At 72.7% G+C, this 24,837-nt stretch carries 23 protein-coding genes; 10 read left to right on the top strand and 13 right to left on the bottom strand.

The genetic code is table 11. The features are described 5' to 3' along the window. Positions 1–101 precede the first annotated feature (101 nt). The gene (locus tag AC1DQF_RS02890) at positions 102–1,088 is read left to right on the top strand and encodes a sulfotransferase family protein (RefSeq protein ID WP_477523705.1); all 987 of its coding nucleotides are present in this window, start codon (positions 102–104) and stop codon (positions 1,086–1,088) included. Here AC1DQF_RS02890 and AC1DQF_RS02885 read toward each other — a convergent pair. Next, a complete protein-coding gene (locus tag AC1DQF_RS02885; protein WP_477523704.1) occupies positions 1,072–1,950 on the bottom strand; it encodes a hypothetical protein in 879 nt (292 codons plus the stop codon). The genes AC1DQF_RS02890 and AC1DQF_RS02885 overlap by 17 nt on opposite strands. Positions 1,951–2,034: 84 nt before the next feature. Between AC1DQF_RS02885 and AC1DQF_RS02880 the strand changes: the two genes are divergently transcribed. Continuing rightward, a complete protein-coding gene (locus tag AC1DQF_RS02880) occupies positions 2,035–3,477 on the top strand; it encodes an MFS transporter (RefSeq protein ID WP_477523703.1) in 1,443 nt (480 codons plus the stop codon). A gap of 7 nt (positions 3,478–3,484) precedes the next feature. On the opposite strand, the gene AC1DQF_RS02875 is transcribed toward AC1DQF_RS02880, so the two are convergent. From AC1DQF_RS02875 to AC1DQF_RS02855, 5 genes are read right to left on the bottom strand one after another with little or no spacing between them, the layout of a single operon-like run. Further along, complete coding sequence (locus AC1DQF_RS02875) at positions 3,485–3,772, bottom strand: acylphosphatase (protein WP_477523702.1); 288 nt, start codon at positions 3,770–3,772, stop codon at positions 3,485–3,487. Next, complete coding sequence (gene purB / locus AC1DQF_RS02870; RefSeq protein ID WP_477523701.1) at positions 3,769–5,187, bottom strand: adenylosuccinate lyase; 1,419 nt, start codon at positions 5,185–5,187, stop codon at positions 3,769–3,771. Before purB ends, AC1DQF_RS02875 begins: the two co-directional genes overlap by 4 nt. Before the next feature lies 1 nt (position 5,188). Beyond that, complete coding sequence (locus tag AC1DQF_RS02865; protein WP_477523700.1) at positions 5,189–5,980, bottom strand: DUF402 domain-containing protein; 792 nt, start codon at positions 5,978–5,980, stop codon at positions 5,189–5,191. 1 nt (position 5,981) lies between these two features. Continuing rightward, positions 5,982–7,265 carry a phosphoribosylamine--glycine ligase gene (gene purD / locus AC1DQF_RS02860; protein ID WP_477523699.1) on the bottom strand — a complete coding sequence of 428 codons (1,284 nt, stop codon included), beginning with the start codon at positions 7,263–7,265 and terminating at the stop codon, positions 5,982–5,984. A gap of 48 nt (positions 7,266–7,313) precedes the next feature. Continuing rightward, positions 7,314–8,597 carry an adenylosuccinate synthase gene (locus tag AC1DQF_RS02855; RefSeq protein WP_477523698.1) on the bottom strand — a complete coding sequence of 428 codons (1,284 nt, stop codon included), beginning with the start codon at positions 8,595–8,597 and terminating at the stop codon, positions 7,314–7,316. Between the two features lie 178 nt (positions 8,598–8,775). Here AC1DQF_RS02855 and AC1DQF_RS02850 point away from each other — a divergent pair, with 178 nt between their 5' ends. After that, positions 8,776–9,681, top strand: coding sequence for a diacylglycerol/lipid kinase family protein (locus tag AC1DQF_RS02850; RefSeq protein ID WP_477523757.1), 906 nt, complete (start codon positions 8,776–8,778; stop codon positions 9,679–9,681). Positions 9,682–9,690: 9 nt separating this feature from the next. On the opposite strand, the gene AC1DQF_RS02845 is transcribed toward AC1DQF_RS02850, so the two are convergent. The 3 genes from AC1DQF_RS02845 to AC1DQF_RS02835 all read right to left on the bottom strand — a co-directional run bounded on the left by AC1DQF_RS02845 (position 9,691) and on the right by AC1DQF_RS02835 (position 14,571). Then, positions 9,691–12,288, bottom strand: a complete 2,598-nt coding sequence (locus AC1DQF_RS02845; RefSeq protein WP_477523697.1) for a zinc metalloprotease — start codon at positions 12,286–12,288, stop codon at positions 9,691–9,693. Then, the gene (locus AC1DQF_RS02840; RefSeq protein WP_477523696.1) at positions 12,285–13,427 is read right to left on the bottom strand and encodes a hypothetical protein; all 1,143 of its coding nucleotides are present in this window, start codon (positions 13,425–13,427) and stop codon (positions 12,285–12,287) included. The genes AC1DQF_RS02845 and AC1DQF_RS02840 overlap by 4 nt, the downstream gene beginning before the upstream one ends. 151 nt (positions 13,428–13,578) lie before the next feature. Next, entirely contained in the window at positions 13,579–14,571 is a 993-nt protein-coding gene (locus tag AC1DQF_RS02835) for a helix-turn-helix transcriptional regulator (protein ID WP_477523695.1), read from the bottom strand. A gap of 232 nt (positions 14,572–14,803) precedes the next feature. On the opposite strand from AC1DQF_RS02835, the gene lysS reads away from it, so the two are divergent. Further along, positions 14,804–16,528 (top strand): lysine--tRNA ligase, encoded by a 1,725-nt coding sequence (lysS, locus tag AC1DQF_RS02830; RefSeq protein WP_477523694.1) that lies wholly within the window; start codon positions 14,804–14,806, stop codon positions 16,526–16,528. Between the two features lie 24 nt (positions 16,529–16,552). On the opposite strand, the gene AC1DQF_RS02825 is transcribed toward lysS, so the two are convergent. Next, positions 16,553–17,374: a nitrilase-related carbon-nitrogen hydrolase gene (locus tag AC1DQF_RS02825; protein ID WP_477523693.1), complete on the bottom strand. Its 822-nt coding sequence runs from the start codon at positions 17,372–17,374 to the stop codon at positions 16,553–16,555. A gap of 31 nt (positions 17,375–17,405) precedes the next feature. Here AC1DQF_RS02825 and AC1DQF_RS02820 point away from each other — a divergent pair, with 31 nt between their 5' ends. Genes AC1DQF_RS02820 through mctP form a run of 4 tightly spaced genes read left to right on the top strand, consistent with a single transcriptional unit; the run spans position 17,406 to position 20,553 of the window. Continuing rightward, entirely contained in the window at positions 17,406–18,068 is a 663-nt protein-coding gene (locus tag AC1DQF_RS02820; protein ID WP_477523692.1) for a GntR family transcriptional regulator, read from the top strand. 4 nt (positions 18,069–18,072) lie between these two features. Next, positions 18,073–18,498: a DUF3151 domain-containing protein gene (locus AC1DQF_RS02815; RefSeq protein ID WP_477523691.1), complete on the top strand. Its 426-nt coding sequence runs from the start codon at positions 18,073–18,075 to the stop codon at positions 18,496–18,498. 52 nt (positions 18,499–18,550) lie between these two features. After that, the gene (locus AC1DQF_RS02810; RefSeq protein WP_477523690.1) at positions 18,551–18,841 is read left to right on the top strand and encodes a DUF3311 domain-containing protein; all 291 of its coding nucleotides are present in this window, start codon (positions 18,551–18,553) and stop codon (positions 18,839–18,841) included. Further along, complete coding sequence (gene mctP / locus AC1DQF_RS02805; protein WP_477523689.1) at positions 18,838–20,553, top strand: monocarboxylate uptake permease MctP; 1,716 nt, start codon at positions 18,838–18,840, stop codon at positions 20,551–20,553. The genes AC1DQF_RS02810 and mctP overlap by 4 nt, the downstream gene beginning before the upstream one ends. Positions 20,554–20,565: 12 nt before the next feature. On the opposite strand, the gene AC1DQF_RS02800 is transcribed toward mctP, so the two are convergent. From AC1DQF_RS02800 to fbaA, 3 genes are all read right to left on the bottom strand, one after another. After that, positions 20,566–21,291: a GAF and ANTAR domain-containing protein gene (locus AC1DQF_RS02800; protein WP_477523756.1), complete on the bottom strand. Its 726-nt coding sequence runs from the start codon at positions 21,289–21,291 to the stop codon at positions 20,566–20,568. A 49-nt stretch (positions 21,292–21,340) separates the two neighbouring features. Beyond that, positions 21,341–22,132, bottom strand: coding sequence for a GAF and ANTAR domain-containing protein (locus tag AC1DQF_RS02795; RefSeq protein WP_477523688.1), 792 nt, complete (start codon positions 22,130–22,132; stop codon positions 21,341–21,343). A 355-nt stretch (positions 22,133–22,487) separates the two neighbouring features. Continuing rightward, positions 22,488–23,522, bottom strand: coding sequence for a class II fructose-bisphosphate aldolase (fbaA, locus tag AC1DQF_RS02790; RefSeq protein ID WP_477523687.1), 1,035 nt, complete (start codon positions 23,520–23,522; stop codon positions 22,488–22,490). A gap of 256 nt (positions 23,523–23,778) precedes the next feature. On the opposite strand from fbaA, the gene AC1DQF_RS02785 reads away from it, so the two are divergent. Both AC1DQF_RS02785 and AC1DQF_RS02780 read left to right on the top strand, forming a co-directional pair. Then, entirely contained in the window at positions 23,779–24,351 is a 573-nt protein-coding gene (locus tag AC1DQF_RS02785) for a sigma factor-like helix-turn-helix DNA-binding protein (RefSeq protein WP_477523686.1), read from the top strand. Positions 24,352–24,416: 65 nt separating this feature from the next. After that, the coding region (locus AC1DQF_RS02780) for a hypothetical protein (RefSeq protein WP_477523685.1) at positions 24,417–24,837 on the top strand (421 nt) is incomplete at its 3' end.

The following is a 24,837-nucleotide window of genomic DNA, read 5'->3' as shown; positions in this document are numbered from 1 at the left end:
CGTACCGAACCGGCGACGACGGGATCTACGACACAGTGGCGATGCAATCACTACTGACTTAGTCTACTTACACCACTCCGTCCAGACCCCGGGAGCGACCCATGACCCGCACCCCCCGGCCCGACTTCCTCGTGATCGGCGCGCCCAAGGCAGGCACCACGGCGCTGCACGCGGCGCTCGCCCAGCACCCGGACGTGTTCGTCTCCTCGCCCAAGGAGCCCAAGTACTGGCTCTGCGACGGAGCACCGCCGCCGGCCTGGTGCGGACCCGGTGACAAGCACTCCCAGCAGGAGTGGATCTGGCGTGACGACCGCTACTTCCCACTCTTCGCGCCGGCACGCAACGACCAGGCACGCGGCGAGAGCACCCCGTTCTACCTGTGGAGCAAGGGCGCGCACCGCCGCATCGCCGAGCGGCTGCCGGACGTACGACTCGTCGCCGTGGTGCGCGACCCGATCGACCGCGCCTACTCGAACTGGATGCACCTGTGGTCCGACGGCCTCGAGCCGGAGGCGGACTTCGAGACGGCGTTCGCCGCCCAGGACGACCGGGTCCGCGCGGGCTGGGCGCCGTTCTGGCGCTACCGGGACCTGGGGCGTTACGGCGAGCAGCTCGACCACCTCTTCTCCTACGTCGCCCCGGAGCGGGTCCTGGTCCTGCGCTACCGCGACCTGGTCGACGACCCCCGCTCGGCGGTCGACCGGGTGAGCCGCTTCCTGGGCATCCGTGAGGGCCTCGTCGATGCGATCCCCCGCGACAACGCGCGCAGCTTCGTGCCGCCGGGGTGGCGTCCGCGGCTCCTCGGCCCGGTCGTGCGGAGCGGGGCCCGGCTCGGGCAGTTCGCTCCGCCGGAGGTCTGGCGGAAGATGCACCCGTCGCTCATCTCCCTGCTCAGCGACCGCCAGGAGGCGCACCGTCCCCGCCTGGACGCCGCGCAACGCTCACGCCTGCAGGAGTCGTTCGCCGACGACATCGACCTGCTGGCCTCGCTCACCGGTCAGGACTTCTCCGACTGGCTCTCCTGCGACAGCCGGGGCTCCTACAGCGAGCGGGCCGCGACCGTGACCCCGATCAGCGCACGCAGGTGACCAGGTCGTGCGCCCCGTCGGGACGGGCGGCCTCGACGTAGTACCGGACCCGGCCGTCGGGGAGCGGCACAGCACTGGCGTAGCGGAAGGCACCGTCGGAGTACGGCGAGGCGATCGGCGGCCGGCCGGTGCGGGTCAGCTCCACCCCGTCCCAGTGGGCGACGCCGGTCGTCTCGAACCAGTTGGACTCCGCGTCGGGTCGGCCGTCGTAGAGCACCGTGCCCCCGGGGAGCACCGCGCTCACCCGGGCCCCGCGGGCATCCCACTCCCCCGGACGGCCGGCCAGCACCTCGCCGCGGTCCTCCCAGACCAGGCCGTCGGCACTGGTCAGCCGCCGGGTGGTCATCCGGTCCTCCTGCCCCGGCTCGTCGAGGGGGTGGCAGCACAACCACATCTCGTAGCCGTCCTCGCCCACGGTCACCACCGGGTCCTTGACCGCGGTGTCGCGGTCGCCCATGTGCACCCGCTGCCGCACGCCGGCGGGAAGTCCCTCGACCGTGTCGGCCGTCAGGCTGTCGACCCACCAGTGCTTGGAGCCCGGGGTCGCGCACGAGAGGTAGAGCCGCCAGCCGCCCTCGCGCAGCGGCACCAGGACCGGGCGCTCGAAGGACTCGGCCCCGAAGTCCTCGCGCGACACCTCGGCCACCGGCTCGAACCGCACGCCGTCGGCGGAGCGGGCCACGACGACCGAGACCCCGCGACCGTCGGTGAGCGGGCGGCGTACCCGCCAGGTCAGYCAGGTCACGCCGTCGACCATCACGGCGCTCGCCGCCCCGGCCCAGTTGCCCGGCCCGTCGCCGGGCGCGGGCACCACGACCTCGACGTCGTCATGCGTGGGCGGGGAAACGGTGCTGGTCGTCATGGGACCACGATAGTCGACCAGATCGCTGGGGATAGTGCGTCAGTGCGTGGGCGCCCGCTTCCGGGTGGTGAGAAGGTGGCGGGGATGACACAGCACGAGGAGGCCGGCGCAGCCCCGGCCGAGCAGCGGGAGTACGTCCCCGACCCCCGGCGGTGGCGGATCCTCGCGGTGTCGCTGCTGGTCGGCTTCATGTCCCTGCTCGACGTCACGATCGTCAACGTGGCGATCCCCTCGATCCGGGCCGGGCTGGGGGCATCGACCAGCGCGGTGCAGTGGGTGGTGTCCGGCTACGCCCTGGCGTTCGGGATGACCCTCGTCGCCGGCGGCCGGCTGGGCGACGCGCACGGACGCCGCCGGATGATGACGATCGGGCTCCTCGGCTTCATCCTCTCCAGCGCGGCGGTCGGGCTCGCGCCCAACGCCGCTGCCATCGTCATCGCCCGGCTGGTGCAGGGCGCCAGCGCCGGACTGCTCACGCCGCAGAACTCGGGCCTCATCCAGCAGCTGTTCCGGGGCGACGAGCGGGGTCGGGCCTTCGGGATGTTCGGCTTCACGGTCGCGGTGGCCTCGGCCGCCGGTCCCCTCATCGGGGGCCTGCTCATCGGCGCGCTCGGCGAGGACAACGGCTGGCGGGCGCTCTTCCTGGTCAACGTCCCGATCGGACTGGTCGCACTGGTGCTGATCCTCCGGCTGGTCCCGGACAACCCCGGAGGTCGCGAGGCGGTCGAGGACACCCGCATCGACGTGCCCGGGGCCCTGCTGCTCGGCCTCGCCGTCGTCTCCGTGCTCTACCCGCTGATCAGCCTCGAGGGCGGCGCCCGTTGGCCGCTGCTGATCGCGCTCGCGTTCCCGGCACTGGCGTGGGCGTTCCTGCGCTGGGAGCGGCGCACGGTGGAGCGCGGGCACCCGCCCCTGCTCGACGTCTCCCTGCTCAGCGGGCTGCCGGGCTACGCCAACGGGCTGCTGGTCGGCACCTTGTACTTCACCGGCTTCACTGGGATCTTCCTGGTGCTGTCGGTCCACCTCCAGGAGGGCGTCGGCTTCTCGCCGCTGCAGGCCGCGCTGCTGATGACGCCCTTCGCGGTCGGGGCCGCGACCACGTCCCCGCTGGCCGGGCGACTGGTGGGGCGGATGGGTCGGCGGGTCACCCTGCTCGCGCTCTCGGTGATGATGACCGGTACGGCGCTCGCGGCCTGGCTGGTCACCTCGCCCTCCGACACCCTGTGGTGGACGCTCGCCCCTGCGATGTTCCTCGCCGGCATCGGCGGTGGTGGGGTCATCTCCCCCAACTTCACCCTGACGCTCGCCGAGGTCCCACCACAGATGGGCGGTGCCGCCGGCGGTGCGCTCCAGACCGGCCAACGCATCGGCTCCGCGCTCGGGGCCGCACTGCTGATGACCGTCTACCAGGCCGCGCAGGCCTTCACATCCGTCGAGGTCGCCGCGCGCTGGGCGCTGATCGCCGCGCTCGTGGTGCTGTCGATCGCGTTGGCGGCCGCCGTGCGGTCCTGGCGCCTCGGCGACTGAGCAGCACTCAGTAGCGGACCCGGAAGCCCCGGTCACCGGTCACGGCGGCCTCACGGACGGCGACGTCGCGGACCTTCGAGCCCGTGGGCCCGCGACGGCACCAGGCGACGAGCGCGTCGACCGCGTCCCGTTCGCCCTCGAGGTGCGCAGCCACCGAGCCGTCGGGCTCGTTGCGCACCCAGCCGGTCACCCCGAGCCGCTCGGCCTCCTGCTGGGTCGCGGCGCGGTAGGCGACGCCCTGCACCCGGCCGGTGACGTGGAGGTCGACGGCGGTGGACGCGGGGCCGGWGGTCACAGGATGGYGCCCGGTGAGTACGCCGCCGCGGCCGGGTGCTCGGCGGCCAGCGCCTCGACCCGCGCCACCACCGCCCGGGTCTGCGCGACCGCGGCGCCGGTGAACTCGATCGGCTCGGCCACCAGGCCGTCGATCTCCTCGCGACTCAGCCCGAGGCGGGGGTCGGCGGCGAGCCGGTCGAAGACGTCGTTGTCGGCCCGCCCCCGGCGCATGTCGAGGGCAACCCCGACGGCGGCCTCCTTGATCGCCTCGTGGCCGGTCTCGCGGCCGACGCCCTTGCGGACTGCGGCCATCAGGACCTTGGTGGTGGCCAGGAACGGCAGGTAGCGGTCCAGCTCGCGCTGGATGACCGCCGGGAAGGCGCCGAACTCGTCGAGCACCGTCAGGAACGTCTGGAAGAGACCGTCGACGGCGAAGAAGGCGTCGGGCAGCGCCACGCGGCGTACGACGGAGCAGGACACGTCGCCCTCGTTCCACTGGTCGCCGGCGAGCTCGCCGATCATCGACAGGTAGCCGCGGGTGATGACGGCCAGGCCGTTGACCCGCTCGCAGGAGCGGGTGTTCATCTTGTGCGGCATGGCCGACGAGCCGACCTGCCCCTCCTTGAAGCCCTCGGTCACCAGCTCGATGCCGGCCATCAGCCGGATCGTGGTGGCCAGGTTGGAGGGCGCGGCGGTCAGCTGGACCAGGGCGGAGAGCACGTCGAAGTCCAGCGAGCGTGGGTAGACCTGACCGACGCTGGTGAGCACGTGGTCGAAGCCGAGGTGGGCCGCGACCCGGGTCTCGAGCTCGTCGAGGCGGGTCGCGTCGCCGCCGAGCAGGTCGAGCATGTCCTGGGAGGTGCCCATCGGGCCCTTGATGCCACGCAGCGGGTAGCGCGCGAGCAGCTCCTCGACCCGCTGGACCGCGATGAGCAGCTCGTCGGCGACGGTCGCGAAGCGCTTGCCCAGCGTGGTCGCCTGCGCGGCGACGTTGTGCGAGCGGCCGGCCATGACGGTGGTCTCGTGCTCGGCGGCCAGGCGGGCGAGCCGGGTCAGGGTGGCGACGGCGCGGTCGCGCAACAGGGCCAGCGACTGCCGGACCTGGAGCTGCTCGACGTTCTCGGTGAGGTCGCGGCTGGTCATGCCCTTGTGGATGTGCTCGTGGCCGGCAAGCGCCGCGAACTCCTCGATGCGGGCCTTCACGTCGTGACGGGTGATCCGCTCGCGGCCGGCGATGGAGGCGAGGTCGACCTGGTCCACGACCTTCTCGTAGGCCTCGATGACACCGTCGGGGACGTCCACCCCCAGGTCGCGCTGGGCGGTGAGCACGGCGATCCACAGCTGCCGCTCGAGCACGATCTTGTGCTCGGGACTCCAGATGGCGGCCAGGTCGGCGCCGGCGTAGCGGGTGGCGAGGACGTTCGGAACGGTCATGTCATGACTCCAGGTGGTCGGGCAGCGTCAGGGGTCGGTCGATCTCAGGAGCAGGGCGCCAGGACTCCCAGTCCTCGCTGAGGGGCCAGCCACGGGGGTCGACGACCTCGGCGCGGACGCGGTCGGCGAGCGCGCGGACCACGTCGGCCTGCGCTGGGTCGAAGCGGCCGGCCGCGGTGAACGCCGCCAGCTCGTCCTCGTCCTTGAGCCACAGCTGGCCGTCGGCGTCGAGCCACAGGTCCAGGACGAGGTCGCGCGTGTGCACCCGCGGCTCGCCCGAGACCGGACGGTCGTGCACCAGCTCGAGGTTGACGTAGTGGCCGGCGAAGGACCCGTCGTCCTCCCAGAAGTACCAGAGCGACCACGGCACTCCCGTCGGGGCGATGCGCAGGATCCCGGAGCCGTCCCACGTCCGCCGGAGGCGGTCGACGTCCTGGCCGGCGCTGAGGGCGGCCCGCTCCTCCAGGCTGCGCTCGCGCATGCCCCTGCCGTCCCGCGGCACGGCGGCCAGCCGCTCGGAGCCGGCGGGGAGCCAGGCGACCAGTCCGCGCTCGTCGTCGCGCACCACCCGCAGCACGTCGACGCCCAGGGCGTAGTGCCACGTCATGACGGCGCCGCCCTCGAAGTACGGCGCCGGGCCGGGAGCCCGCACCGGGCCGTCGGGCATGGGCCACCGCAGGTCCGCGAGCAGGGCCAGGTCGGGCTCCACGCCCGCGGCCACGGGACCGGAGAGCCGGGTCATGGTGCCACCGGAGTCGGTGAGCACCTGCTCGTCGTCGGACGTCCCGGTCACCTCAGGACTCCCGGGCGGGAGCGGTGAGCGAGGCGCCCTCGACGACACCCAGCGGTTCGGCGGCGATGTCCCGGCGCCACTGCGCACCCGGGAMCGAGATGGTGTTGATGCCCTCGTAGGCCTTGGCCCGGGCGTCGGCGACGTCGGTGCCGGTGGCCCGGACCGCGAGCACCCGTCCTCCGGCGGTGACGAGCTCCCCCGCCTCGTTGCGCGCGGTCCCGGCGTGGACGACGTCGACGTCGGTCTCCACCTCGAGCGTCTCGGTGCCGACGACCACGTCGCCCTTCGACGACGACTCGGGGTACCCCGCGCTGGCCATCACCACGGTCACCGAGGCGCCCTCGGCGAACGTCGGGGCGGGTACGGCGCCGAGGTCGCCGTCGGCGGCCGCCCTGAGCAGGTCGCCGAGCGAGGACGTCAGCAGGGCGAGCACCGGCTGGACGTCGGGGTCGCCGAAGCGGCAGTTGAACTCGATCACCCGCGGGCCGTCGGCGGTGAGCGCGAGCCCGACGTACAGGGTGCCGACGAAGGGAGCGCCGCGTCGCACCATCTCGTCGAGGGTGGGCTGGACGACACTTGCGAGGACCTCGTCGGCGAGGTCGGCGGGCGCCCACGGCAGAGGCGAGTAGGCACCCATCCCGCCGGTGTTGGGGCCGCGGCCGCCGTCGAGGATGCGCTTGAAGTCCTGCGCGGGCTGCAGCGCCCGGGCCGTGGTCCCGTCGCAGACGGCGAAGAGGGAGACCTCGGGACCGTCGAGGAACTCCTCGACCACGACCTGCTCGCAGGCCGTGGCGTGCGCCAGCGCCTCTGCGCGGTCGGTGGTCACCACGACGCCCTTGCCGGCGGCGAGGCCGTCCTCCTTGACGACGTACGGCGCGCCCAGCGCATCGAGCGCGGCGGCCGCCTCGGCCGGGGTGGTGCACACGAAGGAGCGGGCCGTCGGCACCCCGGCGGCGGCCATCACGTCCTTGCTGAAGGCCTTGGACCCCTCGAGCCGCGCGGCCTCCCGCGAGGGGCCGAAGCAGGCGATGCCCGCCGCGCGCACGGCGTCGGCCACCCCCGCGACCAGCGGCGCCTCCGGCCCGACGACGACCAGGTCGACCGCCAGGCTCGTCGCCAGCGCGGCCACCGCGGCCCCGTCCATCGGGTCGACGTCGTGCAGCGTGGCGACCGCGGCGATACCCGGGTTGCCCGGCGCGGCGTGCACCTCGGCGTCGGGATCGAGGGCCAGGGAGCGGGCCAGCGCGTGCTCGCGGCCGCCGGTGCCGATGACGAGGGACTTCACGGGCGTTGATCCTATCGGCGGGCCGGGCCGGCGGATGTCCCGCGGGACTCAGTCGTGGACGGTGAGCGTCTGCTCGCGACCCGGACCGACGCCGACGCCCCAGATGCGGGCGCCCGAGATGTCCTCCAGCGCACGCACGTAGGTCTGTGCCTGGGCCGGCAGCTCGGCGAAGGTGCGGCACCCGGAGATGTCGGAGTTCCAGCCCTCGAAGGTCTCGTAGACCGGCTTGGCGTGGTGGAACTCGGTCTGGGTCATCGGCATCTCGTCGACGCGCGTGCCGTCGATCTCGTAGCCGACGCAGACCGGGATCTCGTCCCAGGCGCCGAGGATGTCGAGCTTGGTGAGGAAGAACTCGGTGAGGCCGTTGACGCGGGCGGCGTAGCGCGCGACCACGGCGTCGTACCAGCCACAGCGACGGGTGCGGCCGGTCGAGACGCCGATCTCGCCGCCGAGGCGCTGCAGCTCGAGGCCGTTGTCGTCGAAGAGCTCGGTGGGGAACGGTCCCGACCCGACGCGGGTCGAGTAGGCCTTGATGACCCCGATGACGCGGTCGATGCGGGTGGGCCCGATGCCGGCACCGGTGCACACCCCGCCGGCGATCGCGTTGGACGACGTCACGAACGGGTAGGTGCCGTGGTCGACGTCGAGCATGGTGGCCTGGGCGCCCTCGAAGAGCACCGTCCTGCCCTGGTCGAGCGCCTGGTTGAGCAGCAAGGAGGTGTCGGCGACCATCGGACGCAGCCGCTCAGCGTAGGACAGCAGCTCCTCGACGACGGCGTCGGCGTCGACGGCGCGCCGGTTGTAGACCTTGGTGAGCAGGTGGTTGCGGACGTCGAGGGCGGCCTCGACCTTCTGCTGGAGGATGCCCTCGTCGAAGAGGTCGGCGACGCGGATGCCGACGCGGTTGATCTTGTCGGCGTACGCCGGGCCGATCCCGCGGCCGGTGGTGCCGATCTGGTTCTTGCCGAGGAAGCGCTCGGTGACCTTGTCCATCGTCGAGTGGTACGACGCGATGACGTGCGCATTGGCGCTGACGACCAGGCCACCCATCTCGACACCGCGCTCGAGGAGCCCGTCGAGCTCGCGGAAGAGCGCCTCCGGCGAGACGACGACGCCGTTGGCGATGACGCTCGTGGCGCCCGGCGTCAGGATGCCGCTGGGGAGCAGGTGGGTGGCGTACTTCTCGCCGTTGATGACGATGGTGTGGCCGGCGTTGTGCCCGCCGCTCGTGCGGACCACGTAGTCGATGGTCTCGTTGGTGGCGAGCAGGTCGGTGGCCTTGCCCTTGCCCTCGTCACCCCACTGGGCACCGAGTACGACGATCGCGGGCATCGCAGCCCTCCTCAGATATCCGGCTCTGCCCACGAGAGGCGTGGCCCAAAAGAAACAGCCCCGGCACACGTGCACCGGAGCTCTTGCGACATCACGTTACCGCACCCGGCGGCCGCCGGACCCGATCGTGCCCGCACGGCCGCGACGGGGGGTCGACTACTGTCCAGCCGTGGACCCGATGCTCGTGATCACCAACGCCGAGGCCGGCACCTCCGACCAGGAGACCCTGGACCTCGCCCTGACCATCCTGCGCGAGCAGACGTCGGTCGAGGTGGCCGCGACCTCCAACCCCGGGGAGCTCGACGGCGTGCTGCACCGGGCGGGGTCCCGACGGATCGTGGTCGCCGGCGGCGACGGCAGCCTCCACGCGGTGGTCGCGGCGCTGCACAAGCGCCACGAGCTCGCCGACCGCACCCTGGCCCTGCTCCCGCTCGGCACCGGCAACGACTTCGCCCGGGGCACCGGCATCCCCCTCCCCATCGAGGACGCGGCCCGGCTCGTGCTCGAGGGCGAGCCCCGCCCGGTCGACCTCATCGTCGACGAGACCGGCTCCGTGGTCGTCAACAACGTGCACGTCGGCACCGGCGCCCAGGCCAGCCGCAAGGGCCACAAGTGGAAGCAGCGCCTCGGCTCGATCGGCGTCGGCAAGGTCAACATCGGCAAGCTCGGCTACCCCATCGGCGCGCTGCTCGCCGCCTTCCACCCGCCGCACCGCCGGCTGCGCGTCGAGGTCGACGGCACGGTCGTCAACGACGTCGACCAGCCGGTGCTGATGGTCGCCATCGGCAACGGCGCCAACGTCGGCGGCGGCACCGAGGTCACCCCGGACGCCGACCCCGAGGACGGCCGGCTCGACGTGATGATCAGCCGCGCGATCAGCCCCCGCGCCAAGCTCGGCTACGTCGCCCAGCTGCGCAAGGGCGAGCACCAGGAGCGCGACGACGTCGTGAGCCTGCGCGGCTCGACCGTCTCGGTCACCGGCGAGGAGTTCTGGGTCTCCGCGGACGGCGAGATCTACGGCCCCGAGCGCAGCCGCACGTGGCGCATCGAGCGGGCGGCGTACAAGATGGTCCTGCCCCGCTGACCCCTCCCCTCACGGGGTCGCGCCGGCCGAGGGCGACACCGCCCCGGAGGTCGTCGACGACGGGGACGGTGAGGCGCTCGACGTGCTGGTGCTCGGGGACGCGCTGGAGGACGCGCTCGGCGACGTGGTCGACGACGTCGTGCCGGGGGACGTGGTGGTGCCCGTCGTCGACGGCGACGTCGTGGTGGAGCTGGTGGTCGGAGCGGGCGGCGTGGACGACGTCGGCGCGGAAGGCGTGGTCGTGGTCGGCGCCGGCGTGGTGGGGGTGGTCGACGGCGTCGGCGAGGGCGTGGACGACGGCACGGACGGTGTGGTCGAGGGCGACTCGGATTCGCTCGGGCTCTCGCCGGGCGAGGTCGTGGCCGACGGCGCCGGCTCGATGACCGGGGCCTCGCCCAGGATGCCGACGATCTCGGCCTTGAACGCCTCGAGCTGCGCGTCGATCTCGGTGAGGGTGTAGCCGGTGATCCCCTGCGCGAACTCGAGCAGGCGGCCCCAGACCTCCCCCAGCGCCCGGAGCTGTGCCTCGCCGGGCTCGCCGGGGACCGTCAGGACCAGCTGGTTGGCGATCGCGGCGGTGATGCACTGGTAGCAGTCGTAGTTGGCGGCCACGGCGAGGTTCTGGGGTACGACGACCTGCGCGTCCTCGCTGATGAGAACCACCTGGAACGCCACGGCGACCGCGACGCAGTCCGAGCAGGACGCGTAGGCGTGTGCCTCGTTGCCGTTGTAGACCTCGTCGCCGTCCGCCCAGATCAGCGCGAACGCGAGGTCGTAGGTGACCGAGCCGTCGGTGGTGTTGACCGCGAGGGCCTGGTTGTCGCCCTCCTCGGGCGCCAGCGGCTTGTCGAAGGGCATCACCCAGGTGTCGTCGTCGGGGACGGCCCCGTCCGTCGCGGGCACCTCCTCGACATCGTCGGGGGCCGAGTCCGTCCCGTCGGTGGCCACGTCGGTCGGCTCCCCGGCGATCGGGGTGTCCTGCTCCGCGCCGGTGTCGGTGCCGGGTTCCTCCCCCGCCCCGTCGCTGGTCGGCACCAGCACCATCGCGAGCTCGGGGTCGTCCTTGGTCGGCACGGTGCCGCCCTCGGGGAGCATGGCCACGAGTGGGCGTCCGTCCGAGAGGCGCTTGCGGGCCGCGGTCCCCGGTGGCGGGCCGTCGTCCTCGGGGAGGTCCGCGGCGGCCCGGGCAAGCCCGGCGGCCGGCGCGTCCTGCAGCAGGGTGGTGAGGAGACCGCGCTCGTCGGGCTCGATGGGGCGGTAGGTGTCCGGTGCGGGCCACCACGCCCAGGCGAGACCGGTCAGCATCACGGTGCTCAGCGCCGCCGCCAGCACCCGCTTGGGCGCCGACCCGCGGCTCCACCCGGCGAGGCCGCGGAACCAGCGCAGCCCCATGCGTCCCAGGATCAGGGCGCACGCCACGACGGGCAGCACGACGGAGAGCACCTGCAGCACGTGGGCCGCGACGTCGATCGGGGTGCCGGTCGACCAGGCCGCGCCGAGCTCCTCGGTGTCCGCGCGGACGGCCGAGCCCGCGCTGCCCAGCATGCGCGGCACCGCGGTGACCAGGGCGTAGAGCATCAGTCCCATGAGCGGGACGGTGACCAGCACCCACAGGGTGATCACGACGCGGGCCCAGGGGGTCAGGACACGGTTCTCCGGCGAGCTCCACCGGTGCGGGAGGAGTCCCAGGAGCGTGGGACGGATGCGCTGGTAGAGATCGGGCACGCCGGCGAGGTCTGCCAGCAGGTGGTAGCCGTCGAAACGGAGCAGCGGCAGCAGCTGCTGGACCATCTGCAGCACCTGGGTCGCGACGAGCAGCAGCAGTGCCTCCCAGCCCGAGACCCACCACCACCCGAAGGTGAGGACCGCGACGATGGCGTTGAAGTAGAGGCCGCCCAGGTCGGTGCGGATCCGCCCGGCCCGGCCGAGGCGGTAGCTGTCGGTGACGTCGGTGTAGAACGCCGGCCAGACGAGGTAGAGCCCCGCCCCCATGACACCGGGCTCGGCACCGCTGTAGCGGGCCGCGGCCGCGTGGCCGAACTCGTGGAAGCCGCCGGACAGGACTGTCATCACGAAGACGAGCAGGAGCAGGTGGGGACGGTCGAAGGCGTCGTAGGCCGACGCACCGAGGCCGCGCTCGAAGAAGACCCAGATCAGGACGGCCGCGAAGGCGAGGACCACCACGGCGGCGACGACCGGCCGGAACAGGACGCGGAAGGGGTCGGTGAGCCGATGGGTCGTCCGCGGATCGGTGACGGACACCTTGAGCTTGAGGGCCAGCAGGGGGTTGGAGCGTCGCAGCTCCGGCTCGGAGCCGTCGGCCGGCCGCACCAGCCCCAGCGGGCGCAGGTGGCCGTCCACCAGGGTCCGTACATCGTCCGCGGAGACGCGTCGCTGCATCCTCGCGCCGACCTCCTCGGCGACCTCGTCCCAGCCACGGCCGCCGTCCGATGCCTCGAGGACCAGGTAGAGCAGCGGCGTGAGCTGGAGGACCTGCCCGTCGTTGCGTCGTACGAGGGCGGGCGGGGTCCGGTAGCCGGACCCCACCATCTCCCCGATGAGCTGGACGCCGTCGACGCGGACGGGCCCGTCGACCAGGGTCGTCACCGCATGGAGCTGCCGGCGGGCCCGGTGGCCGACTGCTCGACCGTCGAGGTGCCGGTCACGTCGGTCGCGGCCCCGGGCTCGACAGGCTCGGTCGCCGCCGGGTCGGTCGCCGCCGGGTCGGTCGTCGCCGGGTCGTCGGTCGACGCCGTGTCGGTGTCGACCGGCTCGACGGACGACTGGTCGATGTCGGACACCTGGTCGGAGGTCGCCTCAGCGCCTCCGGTGACCGACTGGGTGATGATCGCGTCCTGCTGGGCGATCGCGACCGCCTCCGAGTTGTCGGAGAGGATGTTGGCGGCCACGGAGGCGTCGATGGGCGCCGCGACGTTGGCGTTCGCCGCGACCGCGCCGTTGATCGGCGCGGCCAGGTCGGCGTCGAGGTCGACGTTGACGTCCACGTTGAGCAGGTTGCCGTCGAGCAGGTCGCCGGTGTCCAGGCCGCCGACGGTGTCGGTGGCGTCGTCGAGGACCTGGCCCACTGTGCCGACGACGTTGCCCGCGGTGTCGAGGACCTCACCCGTGGCCTCGTTGAGCGTCCCCACGACGGTGCCGTCGGGTGCGACGACGTTGCCGGTGGCCCCGTCGAGCGTGCCGATGACGGCGCCGGTGGAATCCACGACGACGCTGCCGTCCACGGGCGCACCGGCCACCGCGGCGAGGTCGTCGGTGCCGGCGAGGCCGTCCGTGCCGGTGGTCTGGGCTGCGGGCTCGGCGGCGGGCTGGGTGGCGTCGCCGGTGGCCGTCGACGCGTCGAGGATGCCGTCGCCGGTGCCGTCCGTGCCGCCGGTCGCGGTGGAGGTCCCGCCCTCGGTGGTGTCGCCCTGGTCGATGGTGCTGTCCTGGATGCCGGTGGCCACGGCGTCGGCGTCCACCGTCTGCGTCACCTGGACGCCCTGGTCGGACAGGGCCTGCGCCGAGGAGTTGTCGCTCAGCACGTTGGCGCTCACCGCCGCGTCGATGGGGGCGACCACGTTGGCGTTGAGGGCCACGGCCAGGTCGATGGGAGCGGCACCGTCGATGGCCAGGTCGACGTCGGCGGCCAGGTCGAGGATCGACACGACCTCCTTGTCGGGAAGCGCGGTCACACCCTCGCCGGCCAGCTCCTCAGCGGTCAGGGGGGTGGACTCGTGCGTGCTCATGCGGTCTCCTCGAAGCGTCCGGCAAGGGTGGGTGCGGACCCCGTCAACGGGCCGGCGGAGCCGGAGGTTACGACGGATCGCACTTTTCGTTGCCGGATCCATCCGCAGGGGTGGGAAGACCACCCGGGGGGTGCTCCCCCGCCGCAGCCGGCTAGATCCAGCCCCGACGGCTGGCCTCGACGCCCGCCTGGAAGCGGGTGTCCACTCCCAGGTCGGACATCAGTGAGGCGATGCGACGACGGACGGTCCGCAGGCTGAGGCCGAGCTTGCGGGAGATCATCTCGTCGGTGGCGCCGGCCACCAGCTGCTCCAGCAGGAACCGGCGCAGGTCGGGGCGCGCCGAGCCCCCGTCGAGCTCGGGCACCGGCGAGGCCCGCGCCCAGATCGAGTCGAACCACAGCGTCAGCGCGGCGACCACGGAGCGCTGGCGCACGTGCACGCGGGGCTCGTCGGCGAAGCCGAGCGGCTCCGGCAGGACGGCGTGCGCGTCCCCGAGGATGAACATCCGGGTCGGGACCTCGGAGATGACCCGGACCTGCTCGCCCACCCGGGCCCGCGCCCGCAGCGCCTCGGGCGCCTCGGAGAGGGCCCGGATCGGGTAGATCGCGCGCGATCGGCGCCCGGTCGCCATGGCCTCGGCGAGCAGCTGGCTCACGGCCGACTCGCGCGGCATCGCCCACGCGTCCGGACGCAGCCAGAGCATGTCGCCGCGGCTGGTCCGCAGCATCTGGCCGATCAGCTCGAGCGGGTTGCCGCCCGAGCTCAGCTCGCCGTCGAGGGGACGTACGTCGGCCAGGTCGCGCTCGTCGGGGCGGGTGGTGGCGGCCACGAGGTGGGGCACGACCCCGGCCAGCGCGGCCAGCCGGTCGTGCGACGTCGCGGCCCGACGCGACTCGCGCCGGACCAGCTCCGCCACGGCCAGCGCCATGGGCGGCACCATCACCCGGTCGTCCTGCAGCTCGACCAGCCCCAGCTCCATCAGCGGGGCCAGGTCGTGGAGCAGGCTGCGAGGCGTCTCGTGGACCAGTCGCGCCATCCCCTGCAGGGTGTGCCCGGACGCCGGGGCGACCCGGAAGTAGAGCTGCTCGGCCGCACGGTCGAGGCCCAGGGCGGACAGGGCGGAGGACGGGCTGTTGGTGACCACGGTGGCAGGTTAGTGCCACCGGCACCCGCGAGCCACGTGGCAGGCAGCGGCCACGGCGATACTTCTACCGGTGCCGCGCGGGGGTGCGGCCCGGACTGCTCCCCTCGGGGAGCGTGGGCGTCGAAGTCGCCGCAGGGGACGACTTCGGCGCCCTTGTCATTTCCGGACCCTCGTCGGCCCCTCGTCGGCCCCTCGTCGGGCCGGTCGTGCGGGCGGCCGATAATCTGCGGCCATGGCACGTGGTGGACGGCAGGGCGGACAGCAGGGAGAGCCCATCGACTGGGTGACCCGCGCCGCCGACGACGCGATCCGGCACGCGGGCGAGGGGAACAAGGTCACCGTCGCCTCGGGCGCCAGTCCCTCCGGGCCGATCCACCTGGGCAACCTGCGGGAGTTCCTCACGCCGCACTTCGTCGCCGAGGAGCTGCGCCGCCGCGGCGTCGAGACCCGCCACCTGCACAGCTGGGACGACTACGACCGATTCCGCAAGGTGCCGGCCGGCGTGCCCGCCGAGTGGGCCGACCACATCGGCCGCCCGCTCTCGGCCGTCCCCGACCCGTGGGGCTGCCACCCGTCGTGGGCCGAGCACTTCAAGGAGCCGCTCCGGACCTCCCTCGCCGAGCTGGGCGTGGAGATGGACGAGATCAGCCAGACGGAGATGTACCGGGCGGGCACCTACCGCGAGCAGATCCTGCACGCCATCCGCCACCGCGACCGGATCGAGGAGGTGCTGGGGCGCTACCGCACCAAGGCCGCCCCGGCCGCGGAGACCGAGGAGGAGGCCGCCGAGCTGGCCGAGTCCGTCGCCAACGACGAGGACGACGCCAACGAGGCCGGCAGCTCTACCAGTCCGTGGGCCCGGTTCCCCTACAAGCCGTGGTGCGCCACCTGCGGGCGCGACACCACCGACGTCACGGCGTACGACGACGAGACCACCGACCTCGCCTACACCTGCCGCGAGTGCGGCCACTCGGGCGTCACCAACGTCGCCACGCAGGACGAGGGCAAGCTCGTCTGGAAGGTCGACTGGCCGATGCGCTGGGCCTGGGAGAAGGTCGACTTCGAGCCCGCCGGCCTCGACCACATGACGCCCGGGTCGTCGTACACCGTGGGCCAGGAGCTGGTGTCCTCCGTCTTCGGCTGGGAGGCCCCCGCGCGGGTGACCTACGCGTTCGTCGGCATCGCCGGCATGCAGAAGATGTCGTCGTCGAGCGGCGGCGTCCCCACCCCGGCCGACGCGCTGGAGATCCTCGAGGCGCCGATGGTGCGCTGGCTCTACACCCGCCGCGCGCCCAAGCAGGCCTTCACCATCGACTTCGGTCCCGAGGTCGTGCGCCTGTACGACGAGTGGGACGCCCTGGGCCGCAAGGCCGCCGACCCCGCCAAGCGCGACGCCCACGTGCTCGCCTTCGAGCGCGCGTCGTCCACGCACGCGGCCGGCCGGCTGCCCACGCCGGCCGTGGTCGTGCCGTTCCGGGTGCTCTCCTCGGTCGCCGACGTGACGGCCGGGTCCCGCGACCAGATCAGCCGCATCGTCGGCGACGTCGGTCACGCGCACGCGTCCGTCGACGACCTCCAGCCGCGGCTCGACCGGGCGATGGCGTGGACCGCGGCGCTGCCCGAGGACGAGCGCACCACCGTGCGCGAGACCCCGGACGCCGAGCGGCTCGCCTCGCTCAGCGAGGACGAGGAGCTGTGGCTGCGGATCTTCCTGGACCGCCTGCCCGCCTCCATGGACCTCGACGAGGTGACCGCCGTCGTCTACGGCGTGCCCAAGGTGGCGCGCGGCCTCGGCTTCGAGGACGCCCCGACCGAGCAGGTCAAGGCCGACCAGAAGGACTTCTTCCGGCTGCTCTACAACCTGCTGGTGTCGGCCGACCGCGGGCCGCGGCTGCCCACCCTCGTCGTGGCGCTCGGGCACGACACGGTCCGGACCCTGCTCGGGGCGGGCTCCTGACGGACCGCCGATGTCCCCTGCGGGTCAGGGCAGCACGGGGATGCGCGACCTGACCCGGGCGACCAGGTCGAGGTCCACCTCGCCGACGAGCAGCCCCGGGTCCGCGTCGAGCCGCTGGCGCACGGCCCCGAGCGGGTCGACCAGGGCACTTCGGCCGACCCCGAGGGGAGCGCCCCGCACCGGTTCCTGCCACGCCTGCCCGGCCGCGAGGAGCCAGGCCTGGGCGTCGAGGGCCCGGGCCCGCACGAGCACGTCCCACTGGTCGGCCTTGCCGGGTCCGTCCCCCCACGATGCCGGCAGCACGACGACCTCGGCCCCCCGGGCGCCGAGCGCGGTGAACTGGTCGGCGAACCGCACGTCGTAGCAGGTGGCGAGCCCGACCCGCACCGGTCCGGCGTCCCCACCGTCGACGTCCACGACGACGTAGCCCTCCCCCGGCGCGACCGTGTCGGACTCCCGGGAGTCGAAGGCGTCGAAGAGGTGGACCTTGCGGTACGTCGCGTCGCCGGACGGCCCCGTGACGAGCAGCGTGTTGTGCACCCGGCCGTCGTCGGCCGGCTCGAAGAGCCCCACCACCGCCGTCACCCCGGCGGCGGCCGCGGCGTCACGGATGCCGCTGGCGAACGGACCGTCGAGGGGTTCCGCGGAACGGGCCGGGTTGCGGGCGAAGCTGGCCATCGTGGCCTCGGGCAGCACGATCAGACGAGCGCCCGCGTCGGCGGCCCGGCGTACGGCCGTGACGGCATCGTGGAGGTTGGCGACGGGGTCGGTCCCACTGCGCACCTGGGCGGCGGCCACCGTGATCGTGCGCGAACCTGTGGTGGGACGTGTGGGCGAACCGGCCATGGCGACCCCTCCGGACTGCTATGAAGCGAGGATGAACACCCCACGATCGGGGCGCGAACGTGCCTATGAGTATCTCCGGACGTCGGTCCTCACCGACCCGGGGCTGGTCGGGACGTTCATCAACGAGCAGGACGTGGCCGCTGCGGTCGGCGTCTCACGCACCCCGGTCCGGGAGGCGCTGCTGCGCTTGGCGGCCGAGGACCTCGTCCAGCTCCAGCCCAACCGCGGCGCCTTCCTCGCCCCCGTCAGCCCCGAGCAGACGCGCCAGATCCTGCAGGCCCGCGGGGTGATCGAGACGTGGGCGGCGCGGCACTGCCTCGCCGCCGGGACGGTCCCGCTCGGCGCCCTGGGAGCACGGTTGCGCGAGCAGGAGTCCCTGCGCCCGGAGGACCCCGACGAGGAGTTCGCGCGCATCGACGCCGAGTTCCACGTGCTGCTGGTCCGCGCCGCCGGCAATCCGCTGCTCGAGCGGATGTACGACGGGCTGCACGCGCGCCACGTCCTGCTCGGCATCACCGCCGCCCGCCGCCACGGGCTCCAGCGGGAGAGCGTCGTCCGAGAGCACCGCGCCATCCTGGCGGCGATGGCAAGTGGTGACCCCGACGCCACCGAGCGGGAGATCTGGCAGCACCTCGCCGAGACGCAACGGGTGCTCACCGGCGTCGAGCGCCCCACGACCGGCGTGGGAGGCTAGTCGCATGAGTACTGGTCCCTTCACGGGCGGCGACCTGATGGCCGGCCCCCCGCCCACCCACCTCCCCGCGGACCCGGCCGACGCCGAGCTCGCCGGCGGCGACGCGCCGGCCACCGTCGTGCGCCGCCACCCCGCCTCCCCGGCCGCGTGGGCCGCCCTCGCACTCCAGGCCCAGGAGGCCGGCGCCGACGACGTCACCGTCTACGCCTACTCCCGCGTCGGCTACCACCGGTCGCTCGACATGCTGCGCCGCAACGGGTGGAAGGGCCACGGCCCGGTGCCGTGGGAGCACGAGCCCAACCGCGGCTTCCTGCGGTCCCTGGCCCTGCTCGCCCTCAGCGCCCGCGCGATCGGCGAGACCGAGGAGTGGGAGCGCTGCTCGGGCTTCCTGCGCGACTCGAGCCCCGCGGCGGCCGACGCCCTGCTGTGACCCGGGTCGGGGGCGTGGTGTGAAGTGAGTCACGGGGAGTAACCTCCCGCGCATGACACTCGGGCAGAACCCCCCTCCGTCGCGCCCCCAGCCGGGCGCCACCCCTGAAATCCCACCCACGAACCGCGGCAGGATGGCGCTCGCCGGCGTGCTGCTGATGATCCCGATCATCGCCCTGATGTGGGTGCCGTCGTACGCGAAGACCGACCCGGAGCTCTTCGGCTTCCCGTTCTTCTTCTGGTACCAGTTCCTCTGGGTCTTCCTGTGCTCCGGCCTGACCTGGACGGCCTACAAGCTCACCCTGTCCGCTCGCCCGCCTCGCACCCCCAAGGCCGACCGATGAGCGCGCAGGTGGCCGTGATGGCGGCCGACACCGGCGTCAACGGCGTCGCACTGGCGGTGTTGATCGTGCTGTTCCTGATCGTCACGGTCGCGGGCTTCATGGCGTCGCGCTTCCAGCGGGCGGACTCGATGGAGTCCCTCGACGAGTGGGGCCTCGGGGGCCGCAAGTTCGGCACCTGGGTGACCTGGTTCCTGCTGGGCGGCGACCTCTACACGGCGTACACCTTCGTCGCGGTGCCGGCGGCGATGTTCGCCACCGGTGCGGTGGCGGGGTTCTTCGCGGTGCCGTACACGATCGTGCTCTACCCGATCATCTTCATCTTCATGGCCCGGCTGTGGTCGGTCAGCCACCGCCACGGCTACGTCACCACCGCCGACTTCGTGCGCGGGCGCTACAACTCCCGCGCGTTGTCGCTCGCGGTCGCCGTCACCGGCTTCGTCGCGACGATGCCGTACATCGCGCTGCAGCTCGTCGGCATCCAGGCGGTCCTCGAGGTGGCCGGCGTGGGCGGCGGCGACAACATCATCGCCAAGGACCTGCCGCTGTTCATCGCCTTCGCGCTGCTGGCGGCCTACACCTACTCGAGCGGCCTGCGGGCGCCCGCGGTCATCGCGTTCGTCAAGGACATCCTGATCTACCTCGTCATCATTGTCGCGGTGATCTACCTGCCCGGCCAGGTCGGCGGCTGGGACGCGATCTTCGGTGCCGCACAGGACAAGATGGCGACCACCAACGAGGCCACCGGCAAGCCGACCGGCGCGTTCATCCCCGGCGTCGGCCAGGGCTGGGCGTACGCCACCCTCGCGCTCGGCTCGGCGCTCGCGCTGTTCATGTACCCGCACTCGGTGACCGCGTCGCTGTCGTCCAACAGCCGCAACACGATCCGGCGCAACGCCGCGATCCTGCCGGCCTACTCGTTCGTGCTCGGCCTGCTGGCCCTGCTCGGCTGGGTCGCCATCGCGGCAGGCACCCAGCCCATCGGGCTGGACGGGGAGCCCAACGCGCAGCTGGTGATCCCGCAGCTGTTCGAGGACATGTTCCCGGCGTGGTTCGCGGGTGTCGCCTTCGCCGCGGTCGCGATCGGCGCGCTGGTGCCGGCCGCGATCATGTCGATCGCCGCCGCCAACACCTTCAGCCGCAACATCTACAAGGAGTGGCTCAAACCCGACGCGACCCCGGCCCAGGAGGCCAAGGTCTCCAAGCTGATGTCACTGGTGGTCAAGGCCTTCGCGCTGGTCTTCGTGCTGACGCTGGACAAGCAGAACGCCATCAACTTCCAGCTCCTCGGCGGCATCTGGATCCTCCAGACCTTCCCGGCCGTGGTGTTCAGCCTGTACACCCGCTGGTTCCACCGCTACGCGCTGCTCGCCGGCTGGGCGGTCGCGATGGTCTACGGCACCGTCGAGGCCTACAAGGTCGTCAACCCGGCCACCGGGAAGCACTTCGGCGGCTCCCTCGCGATGATCCCCGGCCTGGAGCAGATGGGCTACATCGCGATGACGGCCTTCGCTCTCAACCTGGTCATCGCGGTCGTGCTCAGCGCGATCCTCAACGCCACCAAGGTGTCGAACGGCCAGGACGAGACCGTCGCGTTCGACTACGTGGCCGACGCCGACGACCCGCGGGTGCAGAAGGACCTCGTCGAGCACGACACGCACGAGGACGCGTACGGGGACGCGGACGACATCCCGGGCAACGCCGGCGCCGTCTGAGTCCAGCGCCGATCAGACCTCCTGCTCCAGCTCCGCGATCTGCTCGGGGTGCTGGAGCAGGAGGACGGCATACTCGGTGAGCGGCACCCGGGCCGAGCGTGCGTGCCGACGCATGAGGTCGAAGGCCGTGGCCACGCTGACGCCCAGCGACGCGGCGACCGCACCCTTGGCCTGCTCGATGGCCACCCTGTTGTTGAGGGCGGCCTGGAGCTGCTCGTTGACCACGTCCGCGCGAGAGATCGCCTGCTCCTGGATGAGTGCGATCGTGGCGACGTCGGCGAGCGCCTGCACCACCCCCACCACCTCGACGGTGAGGCCGCTCCGGTCCCGCCCGAAGACGTTGAGCGCCCCGATCACCCGGTCGCGCAGCCGCATCGGGAAGGCGTGGACCGACTGGATCCCGGCTTCGACAGCCTTCGGGGCGAAGGACGGCCACCGCTCGAGGGCCTGGGTGAGGTCGGCCTCGACCACGGCCGCGCCGGTGAGGTAGCAGTCGCGGCACGGACCCTCCTCGTCCTGGAGCTGGACCAGCTCGAGCAACGTCGCACTCTGGTGGGAGGACCCCACGTGGTGCAGACGCCCCTCCTCGTCCGCGAGCACGAGGCCTACGGCCGTCCCACCGCTCAGGTCGGCGGCGTGGGCCGCGACCGTGTGCAGGAAGTCGATGAGGTCGAAGTCCGCGACGAGGCTGTCGGCCACCTCGACGAACACGTGTGCCAGGCGTTCCGAAGCGATCATCACGTCCCACTCTCCCCGCTGTGCCTTCGATCCATCACGACGTGCGTGCTCACAAGGGATCATCTCCCCATCTCCTCGGATCCACCACGCCCGAAACGACGTCTCGTGCCAGGTCTGCCAACGGGCGGTCGAGCGTGAAGGCACGCGCCCGGATCAGCACCATGGCCTCGCCCAGGCTGACATCCAGCAGGACCATCACCATGCCCTGCGCCTGGTACACCTCGGCCCGACCCAGGGCGGCGTCCAGGCCCGACGCCAGCTCGGACACCAGGTCCGGCGACGCCCCCACGGACTGTCCATCACTCTCGGCACCGGCCATCACGCTCGCGACGGCCACCCGGGCCAGCGCGAGCGCCAGGGCCAGGTCGGGCGGCGCGAGGCCGCCGGGCGTGGCGGCGTACAGGTCGAGGACGCCGAAGGTGACGGCACCGACCTGGAGGGGCAGGGAGAACACGGCGGCGACCCGGTGCCCCGCGAGCGCACCGGCGTAGGCCGGCCAGCGCCGGAGGTCGCGCGCGAGGTCGGCCACCAGCACCGGTCGCAGGGTGCGGGCGGCGTCCAGGCACGGTGCCTCCCCCAGGGTGAAGGCGGTCTCGCCCACCTGCCGCCAACGGGCGTCCGAAGCGGCGGCGACGCCCGCGGCCTCAGGCCCGGGCACGACGTGGATGACGGCACCGTCCACGGGCAGGCCGGTCACCGCGGCGCGGCACACGCGCTGCAGGTCGGCGGCGACGCCGGTCAGGCCCGCGTCGGTCCGGGCTGCGGCCACCAGGGCCTGGGCGCGCCGACCGCTCGGAAGAAGTCCGCCCTCGGGCGGGTGCACCGGGTCGTCCGACACCATGACGGTCCAGCCTCCCGGTCCGCGGGGACGCACCAGCCCCACTGTCGAGACCCTACTCAGACGTGTTCGGACCGGTTGGCAGGACGGCGTCGGAGGTCTAGCCTCGGGTCCAACGGCCGTCCCGGACCCCGACGGCTCATCGCTCGCTCGGTGAGGAAGGGGACAGGCACGTGCTCCAGACCATCGACGACGTCGTCGGCTCCCCTCGCCGCGCGCTCCCGTCCCAGGACTTCGCAGAGCGCACCTACCAGGGGGAAACGGGGAACCGGGGGACGACAACGACGACGGGCCCGCATGCCGTGGGGGGCAGGCCCGTCGTCGTTGTCGTGACGTGACTCGTGCTGCCTGAGGTGACTCAGGCTTCGAGCGAGGTGCCCGCGGAGCGCAGGTTCTGGCACGCCTCGACGATGCGGGCGGCCATGCCGTTCTCGCCCGCCTTGCCCCAGGCGCGGGGGTCGTAGGCCTTCTTGTTGCCGACCTCGCCGTCGACCTTGAGGACACCGTCGTAGTTGGCGAACATGTGCGCCGCCACCGGACGGGTGAAGGCGTACTGGGTGTCGGTGTCGACGTTCATCTTGATGACGCCGTAGTCGACCGCGGCACCGATCTCCTCGGCGGTGGACCCCGAGCCGCCGTGGAAGACCAGGTCGAAGGGCTTGGCACCGGCGTCGAGGCCGAGCTCGCCCACCACGGCCTCCTGGGCCGCCTTGAGGATCTCGGGGCGGAGCTTGACGTTGCCGGGCTTGTAGACGCCGTGCACGTTGCCGAAGGTCAGCGCCGTCATGTAGCGGCCCTTCTCACCGACGCCGAGGGCGCGCACGGTCGCCAGGGCGTCCTCGGGGGTGGAGTACAGCTTGTCGTCGATCGCGCCCTCGACGCCGTCCTCCTCGCCACCGACGACGCCGATCTCGACCTCGAGGATGATGTGCGCGGCCGCGCACTTCTCCAGCAGCTCCTGGGCGATCTGGAGGTTCTCCTCCAGCGGCACGGCCGAGCCGTCCCACATGTGCGACTGGAAGAGCGGGGCCTCGCCGCGGGCGACGCGCTCGGCGGAGATGTCGATCAGCGGGCGGACGAAGCCGTCGAGCTTGTCCTTGGGGCAGTGGTCGGTGTGCAGCGCGATGTTGACCGGGTAGTTCTTGGCGACCTCGGCGGCGTAGGCCGCGAAGGCGACCGAGCCGGTGACCATGTTCTTGATGCTCGGGCCGGACAGGTAGTCCGCGCCTCCCGTCGAGATCTGGATGATGCCGTCGGAGCCGGCGTCGGCGAAGCCCTTGAGGGCCGCGTTGAGGGTCTGGGACGAGGACACGTTGATGGCCGGGTAGGCGAAGGACTTGTCCTTCGCGGCGTCCAGCATCTGCGCGTAGACCTCAGGAGTGGCGATGGGCATGTCGGATCCTTTGGGAGGACGTCTCGGGATGTCTCCGACCCTAGTCGCTCCCGCGCTCCCTGCGAACGGCAGATCAGGAGCCGTCCAGGCGCTGACCTTCACGGCCACGGGGTGGCGCCGGTGCGTGCGCCACAGGTCTGATCCACCGGACCGGTCACCACCACGACGCAACCGAACGGCCGCGCACTGCGTCTCCCCTGCGAGGCGTCACCACGGCGCCGCTCAGGACCAGCAGCACCGGCGAGGGGGAACCGCCATGACCACCAGCATCGACTGGGTGCACGAGATCGACGCGTCGTTCGACGGCTACGACGTCAGCGACGTCTACGTCGCCGGCGTCCAGGCGTCCAGGTGGGGCGCCCGGCGCGACCTGCGCGACGCCGACGGCTTCACCGCCTACCTCCTCGACCGTCAGCAGCACGTACGCCGCGTGGCCCACGCCATCTGCTGCGACTGGCTGCAGGCCGAGGACGCCGTACGCCGCACCCTGGCCCACCTCGAGGCCGCGTGGCCGCACCTCGCGGGCGCCGCCGAGGCCGACGCGTTCGTCCACCGGGCCCTGGCCCGCCTCGATGTCCACGAGTCGCCGAGCCCGCGCAGCTGCCGGGAGGACCGCGCCGTCGACTTCCCCGTCGAGGACCAGTCACTCATCTTCGACGGCCTTCAGTCGTTGCCCGCCGTCCAGCGCAAGGTGCTCGTGCTCCACGACTGGCTCGACCTGCCGACCGACGAGGTGGCCGGCCTGCTCGGCATCGACACCTCGATGGTCCTGCGGCACGCGACCCGGGGCCGCGCCGCGCTGGCGATGTTGATGCCCGAGCAGGGCTGACAACCGATCACACCCCGCGCCCCGTACTCCCGGTGACGAGGTCGGACGGGGAGAGGACACCGGAGATGGGCAGCGCGCGAGCAGACCAGATGTGGGCGGACGACATGTGGGCGGACGAGATCGAGCGGTCGTTCGGCGAGGGGCCGACCCCGCCGCCTCCGGCGACCTACGTCGCCGCCGGGCGGGCGGCCGTACGCCGTCGTCGGCTCGCCGCCTCGGCGGTCTCGCTGGCGGCCGTCCTGGTCGTCGGCGGCGTCGGCTGGGCCTCGCTGCCGGGGGACGCCCGCGCCGGCGCCGGGCAGGTCGCGACCGACCCGTCCCCGACGGCGACCGCGTCCCCGACTCCCACGACAGCGGCAGCTCCCGAGCTCGCGCCGCTCGCGGACTCGCCGGACGACGTCCGGGTGGCCCGTCCCGAGGAGCGCGAACAGCTCGTCGGGGGTCCGTCGGTGAACGCGCTGGCCGACGGGGCCCTCGTCCATCGGG

This window comes from Nocardioides sp. P4_G4, assembly GCF_056401085.1.
Note: the sequence above shows the minus strand (reverse complement) of the source record. Positions and strands in the feature narration are given on the sequence as shown.